The 13,196-nt window shown below is 60.3% G+C and carries 13 protein-coding genes; 9 read left to right on the forward strand and 4 right to left on the reverse strand.

What is annotated here, in order from left to right:
• Positions 1-150 precede the first annotated feature (150 nt).
• Genes rplI through rpsF form a run of 3 tightly spaced genes read right to left on the reverse strand, consistent with a single transcriptional unit; the run spans position 151 to position 1,487 of the window.
• The gene (rplI, locus tag K7H22_RS00420; protein WP_230798544.1) at positions 151-750 is read right to left on the reverse strand and encodes a 50S ribosomal protein L9; all 600 of its coding nucleotides are present in this window, start codon (positions 748-750) and stop codon (positions 151-153) included.
• A 12-nt stretch (positions 751-762) separates the two neighbouring features.
• Complete coding sequence (gene rpsR, locus K7H22_RS00425) at positions 763-990, reverse strand: 30S ribosomal protein S18 (protein WP_068292848.1); 228 nt, start codon at positions 988-990, stop codon at positions 763-765.
• Between the two features lie 29 nt (positions 991-1,019).
• Positions 1,020-1,487 carry a 30S ribosomal protein S6 gene (gene rpsF, locus K7H22_RS00430; protein WP_230798545.1) on the reverse strand — a complete coding sequence of 156 codons (468 nt, stop codon included), beginning with the start codon at positions 1,485-1,487 and terminating at the stop codon, positions 1,020-1,022.
• Between the two features lie 290 nt (positions 1,488-1,777).
• Between rpsF and K7H22_RS00435 the strand changes: the two genes are divergently transcribed.
• The gene (locus K7H22_RS00435) at positions 1,778-2,275 is read left to right on the forward strand and encodes a hypothetical protein (protein ID WP_230798546.1); all 498 of its coding nucleotides are present in this window, start codon (positions 1,778-1,780) and stop codon (positions 2,273-2,275) included.
• Positions 2,276-2,428: 153 nt separating this feature from the next.
• On the forward strand, positions 2,429-3,007 hold the full coding sequence (locus K7H22_RS00440; RefSeq protein WP_230798547.1) for a YceI family protein: 579 nt from the start codon (positions 2,429-2,431) through the stop codon (positions 3,005-3,007).
• A 1,919-nt stretch (positions 3,008-4,926) separates the two neighbouring features.
• Here the strand turns inward: K7H22_RS00440 and K7H22_RS00445 are convergent.
• Positions 4,927-6,150: a cytochrome b/b6 domain-containing protein gene (locus tag K7H22_RS00445; protein ID WP_230798548.1), complete on the reverse strand. Its 1,224-nt coding sequence runs from the start codon at positions 6,148-6,150 to the stop codon at positions 4,927-4,929.
• 202 nt (positions 6,151-6,352) lie between these two features.
• On the opposite strand from K7H22_RS00445, the gene fabD reads away from it, so the two are divergent.
• The 7 genes from fabD to K7H22_RS00480 all read left to right on the forward strand — a co-directional run bounded on the left by fabD (position 6,353) and on the right by K7H22_RS00480 (position 13,119).
• Positions 6,353-7,291, forward strand: a complete 939-nt coding sequence (fabD, locus tag K7H22_RS00450; protein ID WP_230798549.1) for an ACP S-malonyltransferase — start codon at positions 6,353-6,355, stop codon at positions 7,289-7,291.
• Positions 7,292-7,306: 15 nt separating this feature from the next.
• Positions 7,307-8,044 carry a 3-oxoacyl-[acyl-carrier-protein] reductase gene (gene fabG / locus K7H22_RS00455; protein ID WP_230798550.1) on the forward strand — a complete coding sequence of 246 codons (738 nt, stop codon included), beginning with the start codon at positions 7,307-7,309 and terminating at the stop codon, positions 8,042-8,044.
• Between the two features lie 306 nt (positions 8,045-8,350).
• Entirely contained in the window at positions 8,351-8,584 is a 234-nt protein-coding gene (locus tag K7H22_RS00460) for an acyl carrier protein (protein ID WP_068293114.1), read from the forward strand.
• 194 nt (positions 8,585-8,778) lie between these two features.
• On the forward strand, positions 8,779-10,038 hold the full coding sequence (gene fabF / locus K7H22_RS00465) for a beta-ketoacyl-ACP synthase II (RefSeq protein WP_230798551.1): 1,260 nt from the start codon (positions 8,779-8,781) through the stop codon (positions 10,036-10,038).
• Positions 10,038-11,216, forward strand: coding sequence for an endolytic transglycosylase MltG (gene mltG / locus K7H22_RS00470; protein WP_230798552.1), 1,179 nt, complete (start codon positions 10,038-10,040; stop codon positions 11,214-11,216). The genes fabF and mltG overlap by 1 nt, the downstream gene beginning before the upstream one ends.
• Positions 11,217-11,474: 258 nt before the next feature.
• The gene (locus K7H22_RS00475; protein ID WP_230798553.1) at positions 11,475-11,837 is read left to right on the forward strand and encodes a hypothetical protein; all 363 of its coding nucleotides are present in this window, start codon (positions 11,475-11,477) and stop codon (positions 11,835-11,837) included.
• Positions 11,749-13,119 carry a DNA-packaging protein gene (locus K7H22_RS00480; protein ID WP_230798950.1) on the forward strand — a complete coding sequence of 457 codons (1,371 nt, stop codon included), beginning with the start codon at positions 11,749-11,751 and terminating at the stop codon, positions 13,117-13,119. Before K7H22_RS00475 ends, K7H22_RS00480 begins: the two co-directional genes overlap by 89 nt.
• Positions 13,120-13,196: the final 77 nt, after the last annotated feature.

Genomic DNA, 13,196 nt, shown 5'->3' on the forward strand with positions numbered 1-13,196 from the left:
GCGGCCCTTTTTTCATGGCGCGGCCTTTTTCAGTCCGGTTAGGCACTCAGTCAAAGCAGCGCATTCCGATGACGCATGCGCATGAAAAAACCGCGCAGGATGGTCCTGCGCGGTCTGTTGCCCCCGAACGGGGAAAGATCGAGAACGAGCTTAGCCGTTGTCGCGCTCGTCGCGGTCGTAGTCTTCGTCCGAACCGGCCGAACCGATATCGTCGAAAAGCTCCGAGATCTCGAATTCCGCTTCGGCTTCGGCTTCCGCCGCCAGTTCGCGGATCGACTTGCCGGCAGCTTGAAGTTCGGCTTCTTCCGGCGAACGGGCCACGTTCAGGTGAATGGTGACCTCGACCTCGGGGTGCAGCGTGACGGATACGTCATGCAGGCCCAGTTCCTTGATCGGACGGGTCAGCACGATCTGCTTGCGGTCAACGGTGAAACCACCCTCGGCTGCTGCATCCGATGCGTCGCGCGGCGTGACCGAGCCGTAAAGCGCGCCGCCATCCGAGGCGGAGCGAATCACAACAAAGGTCTGGCCGCCAAGGCGTTCGCCCAGTGCTTCGGCTTCTTTGCGTGTCTCAAGGTTCTGTGCCTCAAGCGTCACCTTACGGGCCTCGAAATCGGCGATGTTGCGCGGCGAGGCAGACAGTGCCTTGCCCTGCGGCAGCAGGTAGTTGCGGGCAAAGCCGGATTTGACGTCGACGACGTCGCCCATCTGTCCAAGCTTTGCAACGCGCTCAAGAAGGATAACTTGCATCTGCTTTTCTCCTTACTTCACGGCATAGGGAAGCAGGGCGAGGAAACGGGCGCGCTTGATGGCACGCGACAGTTCACGCTGCTTCTTTGCCGAAACGGCGGTGATGCGGGACGGCACGATCTTGCCGCGCTCAGAGATGTAGCGCTGCAGCAGACGTGTGTCTTTGTAGTCGATCGCAGGAGCATTGTCGCCCGAGAAGGGGCAGACCTTGCGGCGGCGGAAAAATGGTTTGGTAGCCATGGTTTAGCGTCCTTTATCCTGGCTTCAGATCAACGGCGTTCGCGGCGTTCGCCGCCACGGTCACCACCACGGTCGGGACGGTCACCGCCACGATCCCCACGGTCACCACGGTCTGGGCGGTCACCACGGTCTGGGCGGTCGCCACGGTCCGGACGGTCACCACGGTCGCGGTCGTCGCGCTTCTGCATCTGCACCGAGGGGCCTGCGACATGTTCATCGACCTTGATGGTCAGAACGCGCATGACATCGTCATGCAGGCGCATCAGGCGTTCCATCTCCTGCACGGCGGTGGCCGGTGCATCGGTGCGCAGCAGGGCATAGTGACCCTTGCGGTTCTTGTTGATCTTGTAGGCCATCGTCTTGACGCCCCAGTACTCGTGATCCACGACGGTACCGCCGTTATCAGCCAGAACTGTGCCGAAATGTTCGATAAGACCCTCGGCCTGCGTATTCGACAGGTCCTGACGGGAAATGAAGACATGCTCGTAAAGCGGCATGTGCACTCCTTGTTTTTCAAGCGCATTTCATAGGAGGGTCATTCCTTCCGCGACCCATCCACGAGAGACTGCGCGGTTCAACGAAACTGCGAAAGGAAAGCGGCCTATACGCGGGTTCTGCCGCCTTGGCAAGCGCTCAACCCGCAGATGCGACAGTGGTGCTGCCTGTGTAGCAAGGCCCGCGCGCTCGGGCGTTCATGCCGCAGACTGGCCCCGAACAATCCGGGATTGTGCCGCACTGGTGCCGTTTTTCTAGCCGAGCCTGTCAGCGGTTAATGGAGGGTTTTCAAGTGGCGTATTCTTCAGATCTAACACCTGTCGCAGCCCCTGCAGCAAGGCCATTTACCGTCGTGTCCCCGAACCGGTCAGGTTCGCGCGCGCTGGCCAGCGCAGCCCGTTTCACCGGCGTGGTATTGATGCTGGCTGCTTTGGGCATTTGGATACTGAATGGTCCCCTCTGGGATGCCGAGATGATGCTGATGCGTCTTGCGGTATCGGTTCTTTTCATGTGCGCGGGGCTGGGGCTATTGCAATTCGGTCGCGCCCGTCCGCAGGATGAAATCCACTTTGACGCCAGCAAGGGCCAGTTGCGCCATGTCCTGCGCGGCGCAGATGGCATCGCCCGTGTGCGGCAACGCTTTGCGTTGTGTGATCTGGGCGAGATCGCGATTGACGTGGATAGGATGATCTTGCGCGACCGGTCCGGCGAGATCGTGATGGAGTTGTCCGGCCTGCCGCGCGCTTCCTTGCAGATTATCCGTGATGCCCTGCGGCAGCACAGCCATTGATGCACGGCATAGGTATAGATGCCGGATTCCGCACCGACGGAAAGTTCATTGTTCATCTTCTCACATGACCTGTGGCTTCCTGTGGAATTGCCGCGACGCTGAGAAACGTCATGTTGCGACCATCTGACATGAGTTCAACAGGAGAGATCAACCATGAAAATGACTTTTGCCGCCATCGGCCTTGCCGCTGCCCTTGCTACGACCCCCGCTTTGGCAGCACCCGAGAAATACACCCTTGATGCCAGCCACAGCCAGATACTGTTCTCGTACAGCCACCTTGGCTATTCGACCACCTGGGGCATGTTCTCGGGCTTTGAAGGCGAGATCATGTTTGATCAGGAAGAGCCGTCCGCGTCCAGCGTCACCGTATCCATGCCCGTCATGTCGATGCTGACAGGCTGGGAAGGCCGTTTCCAGCATTTCATGTCCGAAGATTTCTTTGGTGCCACCGAAGAGGACATGGTCAGCTTCACATCGACCGCGATTGAAGTGACCGGTGACGATACAGCCCTGATCACAGGTGACCTGACAATGAACGGCGTGACCAAATCCGTCGTTCTGGATGCCAAGCTCAACCAGGCCGGCGATCACCCGATGGAGAACAAGCCCTGGGCCGGTTTCGACGCGACAACAACGCTGCTGCGCAGCGATTTCAATGTCGGCGCTTTCGCACCCTTTGTGAGTGATGAAGTGACCGTGCAGATCTCGATCGAAGCGATGAAAGCCGAGTGATCGGTCGCCTCCATTGACATGGTTCAATTGAAAAGGCCGCCAGATCGCTCTGGCGGCCTTTGTTTTCGGGGGGTGTCCGGAAGCCGTGTTGGTTTGCTTCGCCTTAACCCGAAATGGCCCATGCAGCCCTCTTTTCCAGCCGACGATGCGCTTGCTACAACACAACTTTCGCCGTTTTCTCGATGCCCTTGACGAGCTGAGTCCGGCCTTGATCCAGCACGCCTACACGAAGTTCCAAGAGATCCGACAAATGACTGCGGCGCGGTCCGAAACCGAAGCGCGGACCATTCAAGAGCACAGGTGCCCTTTTTGAAGCGGCGAGCGACGCCAGAAGCGGGGCTGCACACGGACCAAGGTCCAACGATCTATGCAATGGCTGTCTGAAGACCTGTGCAGGCCGGACTGGAAGTGCCATGAGTCGCCTCCATCGTCCTGACCTGTTTGGCATCGCGTTCAGGGATATGCTGGCCATATCAGCGCGCAGTCGATCCGCAAGCTCTCGACGCGGCTCAAGCTCAATAAACACATAGTCTGGCGCTGGTGGACACTGGTGTTCTTGGTCATCGGCAGCGGCACTTTGCAGACCCGCAGAATGTTCCACAACCGCCGCGCCCGCTGGAAAGATTTCACGACGCAAGGACTGAAAATGATGCGGGGTCTTTCGAGAAGGAAGATCCCTATCCTCACCGGTGAAGATCGTGATGGTTTTTGCCTCTTTCAGCGGCTACCGAACTGCAAAGGAGCGGGGGGGGCGATGAAACCCTTGGTGCCAGCTGAGGCCATGCCCTGCTCGGCCGGTGCGGATGGTTACAGGCACCTCGCTGCGGCGGGTGACATCGCGCACTTCGTCGTCGGCAGCAAGCCAGGCAAGCGAGGCGCCGCAGGCTGCTGTCACATCCAGAATGTAAACGCGTTGCGTGCCCGCTATGACCGGCTTAGAAAACCCTTATGCAGAGCTGCCACGAAGAATCTGAACGGCATCATTCGGTGCATACAGGTGAGGCTGGCGGGGATACTGCCGACAGAGGTTTTTCGTGCATCATGGGCCAGGTGCTGGTCCGGTCGGACATCTGCTTTGAGCCTTTTTTGACAAAAAGCCGCCCCGTTGCATCCAACATGACCAGACCAACCTTCTTTCTGCGACTGTCCCATACCTGCTTGTGGGAACGTAGGTCCGCGATCGTCTGTGTCGCTGCAAAATTAACTTTCATTGTGCATGGGATGCCAAGGTCATTCTTGAAAGATACCAGATATCCGAATTGACCAGATTCCAGCCCTAATTCAGCCGCCCTCATCAGGGATAGTCACAACGCCCAACAGAAAAGGAAGGTGGTGTTCGAAAAAGTGATCCGGGCGACGAAGCGCTCTTTGACGAGTGCGCGCGTGTGCATCTCAAGCCTGGGAGGAAGCTTTCGCGGCGGGCAAACGGGATCGGGTTTCGCAGCCGGTCGTTCACGACAAATTATCATTTCGCGCCGCTTAGAATTCAAGGCAAAGGGAAACCATATCATTCGCGGAACTGGCTCAAACGGGCGATCCCCGAACGCAATTTGCATCACCCAATGGGAAACCCCAAAAACCACGCGTAGAATTTAACGCGACAATGATACCTCCGACCTTCGACGCCTGGCGAAAGCGGCCGGAGTAACTTTGATTTAGCTGCCTTGTGAGTCTTACGACTGCGCCTTGGATCCTGCACAACAATCCAGCAGTTCCGGAAAAGAGAACGCATTCAAAGACATATGGCAGATAATCTGCCATATGTTCAGCCGACAGTGGAAGTCTGCGTCTGAACGCCGGTGCGACATCAATCTGCCCGCGTCATGGTGTTCGCGCGTGCGGTGAGAGGCAGCTCTGTCCGCACAGCCCAAAAACACGGTTTGCAGACAGAACCTTTTCTTTTGAATACACCGCCTTTTTCAGTTTGCGCTGGCCACGCGTTGCGCGGTGAGGGCGACAGCAATGCCGACCTCGAAGGCGAGGGTTCCAGCCTCATCAACACTGGCTCCGATCCTGAAATCGCGGCGATCCAGCGTCATCTCGCCCGTCATATCGGCCTGATTGCCGTTCAACTCTAGCGCAAAGGGCAGACGCACAGGCACGGCATTACCCTTGATGCTGAGGGTTCCGTCCGCAACAAAGCCATCACCGTCGCGCAGGATATCCGCCTCGAACACAGCGCGAGGATGTTTGGCCTCGTCGAAGAAATCGGCCCCCATCGCTTGCCCTGTCACCGACCCGAGGCTGAGAGAGCCGATGGTGACCTCGACTCGCACCGAACCGTTACGGTCCTGCGCGGGATCGTCGACAAAGCTGATCTGCGCGGTCCAGTCACTGAACTTTCCCGCGACATCGCTGCCCATCTGACGGATCGTCAGTGCCAGCGTGCCATTCTCGACCTGCCAGTCACCGGCGGCGGCGGTCTGCTGCGCGGCGCTCTCGCTGTTGGCAGGCAAGCTGATCAGCGCAGGCGCGGCACCCGCGCCCAGAATGCCCAGCCAGATGATTCCAGCGGCCACCAGTGGCAGGGCATGACCTGGTTGCGCGGGGCTTGGGGTGGTTGTGGCTTTGGCCAGCGGCAACATGCGGCGCAGGGTGTCATCCTTGTCGATCAGGTGGTGTTTCAACGCGCCTGCGACATGCAACAGGATCGAGATGATCAGCACACGTGAGGCCAGAAAATGCACCGTGGACGCCGCATCCGCGACAACAGCGCTTTGTGGCACAAAGAAAAGTGTTTGGCCCAGTGGCCACCAGATCGGGGCGAAACCGCTTGTTGCAGCATGATGCACCCAGCCCGACAGCGGCGTGATCAGCATTGCCCCGTAGAGCAGCCAATGGACCGTTCCCGCCAAATTCGCCTCGGTGCGGCGTGCGCCGTTCAGCAGGCCGGGGCTTGGCTGGCTGATGGCCCAGATGATCCGCCCCAGCGCGGTGGCGAAGGCGGCAATGCCGATTGTCTTGTGCAGCGAGAACAGAAGCGTGGTCAGACCGATAAGATCGGTCTCGCCAGCCTCGATCCGGTGGGCAAGGTTTGTGGCGATCAATCCCAGCGGGATCGCGGAAAGGATCAGAAGGGCGGTCAGCCAGTGAAAGGTTTTTGTGACGCTGCCATATTCAATGGCACTGTTCCGGCGTGGCATGGGGCGGTCCTTTGATACGGTCATCTTTTTCCAGAAATAGCCCCGCCGCGTGTCAGGGCCAATCCGGGTTGGGCGCACATCCAACGTGCAGCACTGCGCGCACAGGCGTTGCGAAGATGTGGCGGGCGCGGTATTCCGACCGGATCGGATGACAAGATCGCATGGGGCAGTCTCCCTGATGCGGCACTTACGGGAGGATGCGATGAGCAGGGCATATGTATTTCCGGGGCAGGGGGCGCAGACAATCGGCATGGGCCGTGATCTGGCGCAGGCCTATCCAGAAGCCAAGGCGGTGTTCGACGAGGTCGATGACGCTTTGGGCGAGAAACTCTCGGCCCTGATCTGGGAGGGCGAGCAAGACGCGCTGACCCTGACGCAGAACGCGCAACCCGCGCTGATGGCGACATCCATCGCCGCAATGCGCGCGCTTGAGGCCGAGGGTGTCAAAGTGACCGATGCGGCCTTTGTAGCGGGCCATTCGCTGGGGGAATATTCCGCACTTGCTGCCGCGCGCGCGCTGAGCGTGGCGGATGCGGCACGGCTATTGCGGATACGCGGCCGCGCCATGCAGGACGCTGTGCCGGTCGGTGTTGGCGCGATGGCGGCCCTTCTGGGGCTGGATTTCGCCGCAGCGCAAGATGTGGCAATCGAGGCGGCGCAGGGGCAGGTCTGTCAGGCTGCCAATGACAATGATCCGGGGCAGGTTGTTGTCTCGGGCCATAAGGCGGCGGTGGAGCGCGCGGTCGAGATCGCGAAATCCAAAGGGGCGAAGCGGGCGGTGATCCTGCCGGTCAGCGCGCCTTTCCATTGCGCCCTGATGCAACCCGCCGCCGAGGTGATGCGCGCCGCATTGACCGAGGTCGCCATCAACGCACCTGTCGTGCCGCTTGTCGCCAATGTGCGCGCCGAGGCAGTGACAGACCCCGATCTGATCCGTGCCCTGCTGGTGGAACAGGTCACTGGATCGGTGCGCTGGCGCGAAAGCGTGCTGTGGATGGCGGATGCCGGTGTGACCGAATGTTGGGAAGTGGGCGCTGGCAAGGCGCTGGCAGGCATGATCCGCCGGATCGTGCGTGAACTTGAATGCCGCGCGATTGGCACCTCGGATGATGTGACCGCTGCGCTGGCCGCCGCGAATTAGGACAAAGGAACCAAAATGTTTGATTTGACAGGAAAATGCGCACTGATCACGGGTGCTTCGGGCGGAATCGGCGGTGAGATCGCCAAGGTCCTGCACGGAGCGGGCGCAACCGTCGCGCTGTCCGGCACGCGGGTCGAGCCGCTGGAGGCGCTGGCGACGGAACTGGGCGGGCGCTGCCATGTCCTGCCCTGCAACCTGAGCGATCCTCAAGCCGTCGAGTCCCTGCCGAAACAGGCGGTCGAGGCGATGGGCGCGGTCGATATTCTGGTCAATAACGCAGGGATTACCCGCGATCAGATTTTCATGCGGATGTCGGATGACGAATGGCAAAGCGTGCTGGACGTGAACCTGACCGCCACGATGCGTCTGTGCCGTGGCGTCATGCGTCCGATGATGAAGGCGCGTTGGGGGCGGATCATCAATATCTCGTCCATCGTGGGGGCCACAGGCAATCCCGGACAGGCGAATTATGCTGCCTCGAAGGCGGGTCTGGTCGGGATGACCAAATCCATCGCCTATGAGGTGGCAAGCCGCGGGATCACCGCCAATGCGGTGGCGCCGGGCTTTATCGCGACGGCGATGACCGACAAGCTGACGGATGACCAGAAGGCTGCGATCAATACGAAAATTCCCGCTGCCCGCATGGGCGCGCCCGAGGAAATCGCGGCGGCTGTTCTCTATCTTGCCAGCCCAGAGGCGGGTTATGTCACGGGCACCACGCTGCATGTGAATGGCGGCATGGCGATGATCTGAAACGGCCTTGGCAGGCCGTTCTTGTGACAAGGTTGCAAGATCGCAGGCTTAACCGGTTTTTCGGCGTTGCGGGGAAATACTTCGGGCGCGCTGATCCCGGGGAAGGGGCCGCGTGAAAGCGTTTGCCAATGGCGCGCCATGTGCTATAGGCCACGCAGATTTGCTGGGGGCACCTTTATGACTGCCCTTGGACGTCCTGCCTTGCGGGATGACGAGCCGCCCGATACACAGGGCATCACGAAGTGCCGAGCCTAAGGGCAAGGGCAGAAAATGGGCAAATCGCCCGAACGGTATGAGGACTTGGACATGAGCGATATCGCAGACCGCGTGAAGAAGATCGTGGTAGAACACCTGGGTGTGGATGAGGACAAGGTTGTCGAGAACGCCTCGTTCATCGACGATCTGGGTGCCGACAGCCTGGACACGGTCGAACTGGTGATGGCGTTCGAAGAAGAATTCGGCATCGAAATTCCTGATGATGCAGCGGAAACGATCCAGTCGTTCGGCGATGCAGTGAAATTCATCACTGAAGCCTCCTGAGGTTTCAGTTTTCTACGATATGGAATGACCCCTGCTGTAATGGCGGGGGTTTTTTCGATTCTGGTGGCACGCCTTGGACTGCGCCCGTCACGGGCCGCGATCCGCGCAGGGCGTGCCGTGTGCTGTCCCCGCTCTTGCCCATCGGGGGGCAGGCGCGCTATGAGCACGAAAGAACATGAGGGAAGGGTAACGTCATGCGTCGAGTGGTTGTCACGGGGTTGGGATTGGTCACGCCTTTGGCCTGCGGGGTCGAGGAAACCTGGACACGCCTGCTGGCGGGGGAATCGGGCGCAGGTCCGATCACGCGGTTCGACCCTTCGAATGTGCTGACGAACTATGCCTGTCAGGTGCCTCTGGGTGACGGTACGGAGGGGACATTCAACTCTGACGACTGGATGGAACCCAAAGAGCGCCGCAAGGTCGACGATTTCATTCTTTACGGCATGGCCGCGGCGACGCAGGCCGTGCAGGATGCGGGCTGGATGCCCGAAGCCGAGGAAGATCGCCTGCGGACAGGTGTGATGCTGGGGTCCGGCATAGGCGGTTTGCAGTCGATCGAGGCGACGACGCTTCTGATCAAGGAAAAAGGCCCGCGCCGCGTATCGCCTTTCTTCATTCCGGGTGCGCTGATCAACCTAATCTCGGGTCAAGTCAGCATCCGCTACGGCTTCAAAGGGCCTAACCATTCGGTGGTCACGGCCTGTTCGACCGGAGCCCATGCCATCGGCGATGCGGCACGGTTGATCCAATGGGGCGATGCCGATGTGATGGTCGCCGGCGGGGCCGAGGCCGCCATTTGCGAGATCGGGATAGCCGGTTTCAACGCCTGCAAGGCGCTGAGCACCAAGCGCGCGGACGATCCCAAAGCTGCCAGCCGTCCCTATGATGCGGACCGCGACGGCTTTGTCATGGGCGAGGGCGCAGGCGTTGTCGTTTTAGAAGAATACGAACATGCCATGGCCCGCGGTGCGAAAATCTATGCCGAGGTGCTGGGCTATGGACTGTCGGGCGACGCCTATCACATCACTGCCCCATCCGAGGATGGCGACGGTGGTTACCGGTCGATGAAAGCGGCGCTGGATCGTGCAGGGCTGCAAGCTTCGGATGTGGATTACATCAACGCCCACGGCACCAGCACGATGGCCGATGTCATCGAGCTGGCTGCGGTCGAGCGTTTGTTGGGCGATCACGCGCCGAATGTCACAATGTCCTCGACCAAATCCGCAACAGGGCACCTTCTTGGGGCGGCCGGTGCGATCGAGGCGATCTTCTCGATCCTTGCGATTCGCGATCAGGTAGCGCCCCCGACGATCAATCTGGACAATCCGGCGGTGGAAACACCGATTGATCTGGCCCCCAATGCCAAACGGGAGCGCAAGATCGACGTGGCGCTATCCAACTCCTTTGGGTTTGGTGGCACAAATGCCAGCGTGTTGTTCGGAAAGGCGCGCTGATGTGGCGCCACATTGCCTCGAACGCGGTGACCTTCCTGGTGGTGCTCGGCTTCCTGCTGGGCGGTGTGATCCTTTGGGGGCAGCGCGAATATGCGGCTGCCGGCCCGCTGGATCAGGCGATCTGTTTGCAGGTCGAACGGGGGTCATCCATGGCCCGCGTCAGTCGCACACTCGAAGATGAGGGCGCGATCACCAACGGGCGGATTTTCCGGCTTGGCGTGGATTACACCGATAAGGCCTCATTGCTGAAAGCGGGCAGTTTCCTGATTCCGCCCGGCACATCCATGTCGGAAATCGCGGATATCATCACGCGCGGCGGCCCAAGCACCTGTGGTACCGAGGTCGTCTACCGGATCGGCGTGAACAGCGCCTCGCTTGTGGTGCGCGATCTGGACCCTGCCACGACACGCTATGTCGAGCGGGTCAGCTTTGATCCGGCGAGCGAGGACGCCCCTGCAGATTACGCAACCCTGCGCGAGCGGTCCGACACCCGCTTCCGTGTGGCACTGGCCGAAGGGGTCACAAGCTGGCAGGTTGTCGACGCGCTGTCGCGTCTGGACATCATGTCGGGCGAGGTGGCCGAAGTGCCCGCCGAGGGCAGCCTTGCGCCTGATAGCTATGAGGTGGCACCAGGGGCTGACCGGACCGAACTACTGGCGCGTATGGCCTCGGCGCAGGCCGAGATTCTGGCTACTGCATGGGCTGATCGCGTTGAAGGCTTGCCATTGGCATCGCCCGAAGAGGCATTGATCCTGGCCTCTATCATCGAGAAGGAAACCGGTGTTGCAGATGAACGGCGTCAGGTCGCTTCGGTCTTTGTGAACCGGCTTAACCGTGGCATGAGGTTGCAAACCGACCCGACCGTAATTTATGGCGTCACCCGCGGCCAAGGCGTGCTCGGGCGCGGCCTGCGCCAGAGCGAATTGCGTGGTGACACACCGTGGAACACCTATGTGATCGAGGGCCTTCCCCCGACACCGATTGCCAATCCGGGTCGCGCCAGTATCGAGGCGGCACTTGATCCTGACGATACACCCTTCGTCTTCTTCGTGGCAGACGGCTCAGGGGGACATGCCTTTGCCGAGACATTGGAAGAGCATAACCGCAATGTCGCAGTCTGGCGCAGGATCGAAGCCGAGCGCGAGGCGGCAGGGCAAGAGGAAGAACAGGCGGATTGAGAACGGGATTGCGCCTACTTGGGGCTGTCGCGGTTTCGTAGTGTGTCTGTTTGCGGCATAAGGGTTTTGTTAGAATTTTCTTAATGAAACCGGACGGTTGTCAGTTTCTGGATGTCCAGTAATCTTGACATTGCGCGCGATCTAACGTATAGGTTGTGCAAGATGGAAGACATTAACCAGCGGCGTCGGGACTTTCCCGGACGCCGTTTTTTCATGTCCCGAGGACGGGGTTCCCCAGCACGAGGCAGAGCGAGCACCATGTCAGATATATTCCCGAATGCGGAACCGGAAGAGGCGCCGCCGGACCGGGCCGCCGCGCTGCAGAACACGATCGGAATCGTGGACCTGCAACTGAGGATCATGAAATCTGAACTCATCGAAATCCAGATCCGGCTGGCCGAGGGCGATCAGGGCGCAATCCGCGAGGGCGCGCGTCTTTTGTCCGACATCCGTTACTGGCTGAAACAAGCCCATGACGTGGAGACCGAAATTGAAACATATCGCAAGGCAAATGAAGGCATCGCCCATGACTATGCCATTGATTTCGACGCCGCCCGATCTCAGGTCAGGTGCCGACTGGATCGCCTGCGCGACTGCCGAGGTCCAACGGTCGTTTCTTGACGCATTGACCGAGCCCGAATTGCTGGCCTTGCCTTTCATGTTCGATTTCTGGGCCATGCCCCATCAATTGCCACCCGCAGGTGATTGGCGGTCATGGGTCATCATGGGCGGCCGGGGGGCAGGCAAGACGCGGGCTGGGTCCGAATGGGTGCGCTCTTGTGTCGAGGGTGCGCGTCCCGCCGATCCCGGGCGCTGCCGCCGGATTGCGCTGATCGGCGAGACACTGGATCAGGTGCGCGAGGTCATGGTCTTTGGTGACAGCGGCATTCTGGCTTGCTCGCCCCCCGACAGGACGCCTGTCTGGTCTGCCACGCGCCGTATGCTCATCTGGCCGAACGGGGCCACGGCGCAGGCCTTTTCCGCGCATGAGCCGGAATCCCTGCGCGGTCCGCAATTCGACGGGGCATGGACGGACGAACTGGCCAAATGGCGAAAATCCGAAGCCACATGGGACATGCTGCAATTCGCTCTGCGCCTGGGTGATGCGCCACAGGTTTGCGTCACGACAACCCCCCGCAATGTCGGGGTGCTGAAAGATCTTCTGAAAATGCCCAGCACAGTTGTGTCCCATGCCCCGACCGAGGCCAATGCCGCCAATCTTGCAAACTCGTTTCTTGAAGAAATCCGAATCCGCTATGCCGGATCGCGGCTGGAGCGGCAGGAACTGGACGGTATTCTGCTGGAGGAAACGGAAGGCGCGCTCTGGAGCGGGCAACAACTGGACGGTTTGCGGATCGCGCAATTGCCCGATCTTGACCGGATCGTCGTTGCAATTGATCCGGCAATTACATCGCATGGGCGGTCGGATGAATGCGGGATCGTGGTTGTCGGTGCTGTGACACGCGGGCCGGTTCAGGATTGGCGCGCCTATGTGCTGGAGGATGCGACTATTGCAGGGGCCAAGCCGATGCAATGGGCAGAGCGCGCGATCGTGGCGATGGAGAAATGGGGCGCGGACCGCTTGGTCGCCGAAGTCAATCAGGGCGGCGAGATGGTCGAGAACGTGATCCGCCAGATCGACCCGATGGTGCCGTTTCGCAGGCTGCACGCCGCCCGTGGCAAGGCTGCAAGGGCGGAACCGGTGGCCGCCCTGTACGAGCAGGGCAGGGTCAAGCATTTCGGCGCTTTGGGCCGGCTTGAGGACCAGATGTGCGCCATGACGGCACAAGGCTATACCGGCAAGGGCAGCCCTGATCGTCTGGATGCGTTGGTCTGGGCGCTGCACGAGCTGATCATCGAACCATCGGCGCAATGGCGGCGTCCGCAGGTGCGCGCGCTCTGATCCGGGATTGTTAATCTTTGCGTCAGATAGTCGTCACATGGGATCAAAAGTGCCTATCCGGGGAAAGTTCGCCGGAC

It is taken from the genome of Seohaeicola saemankumensis, assembly GCF_021021435.1.
Lineage (GTDB): Bacteria > Pseudomonadota > Alphaproteobacteria > Rhodobacterales > Rhodobacteraceae > Seohaeicola.

Bases quoted from the DNA above. Each gene is read 5' to 3' on its own strand.
- rplI (WP_230798544.1), bottom strand. From the start codon at position 750: ATGCAAGTTATCCTTCTTGAGCGCGTTGCAAAGCTTGGACAGATGGGC.
- K7H22_RS00445 (WP_230798548.1), bottom strand. From the start codon at position 6,150: ATGCCACGCCGGAACAGTGCCATTGAATATGGCAGCGTCACAAAAACC.
- K7H22_RS00480 (WP_230798950.1), top strand. From the start codon at position 11,749: ATGCCATTGATTTCGACGCCGCCCGATCTCAGGTCAGGTGCCGACTGG.
- mltG (WP_230798552.1), top strand. From the start codon at position 10,038: ATGTGGCGCCACATTGCCTCGAACGCGGTGACCTTCCTGGTGGTGCTC.
- rpsF (WP_230798545.1), bottom strand. From the start codon at position 1,487: ATGCCGCTTTACGAGCATGTCTTCATTTCCCGTCAGGACCTGTCGAAT.
- fabG (WP_230798550.1), top strand. From the start codon at position 7,307: ATGTTTGATTTGACAGGAAAATGCGCACTGATCACGGGTGCTTCGGGC.
- fabD (WP_230798549.1), top strand. From the start codon at position 6,353: ATGAGCAGGGCATATGTATTTCCGGGGCAGGGGGCGCAGACAATCGGC.
- fabF (WP_230798551.1), top strand. From the start codon at position 8,779: ATGCGTCGAGTGGTTGTCACGGGGTTGGGATTGGTCACGCCTTTGGCC.
- rpsR (WP_068292848.1), bottom strand. From the start codon at position 990: ATGGCTACCAAACCATTTTTCCGCCGCCGCAAGGTCTGCCCCTTCTCG.
- K7H22_RS00475 (WP_230798553.1), top strand. From the start codon at position 11,475: ATGTCAGATATATTCCCGAATGCGGAACCGGAAGAGGCGCCGCCGGAC.
- K7H22_RS00440 (WP_230798547.1), top strand. From the start codon at position 2,429: ATGAAAATGACTTTTGCCGCCATCGGCCTTGCCGCTGCCCTTGCTACG.
- K7H22_RS00460 (WP_068293114.1), top strand. From the start codon at position 8,351: ATGAGCGATATCGCAGACCGCGTGAAGAAGATCGTGGTAGAACACCTG.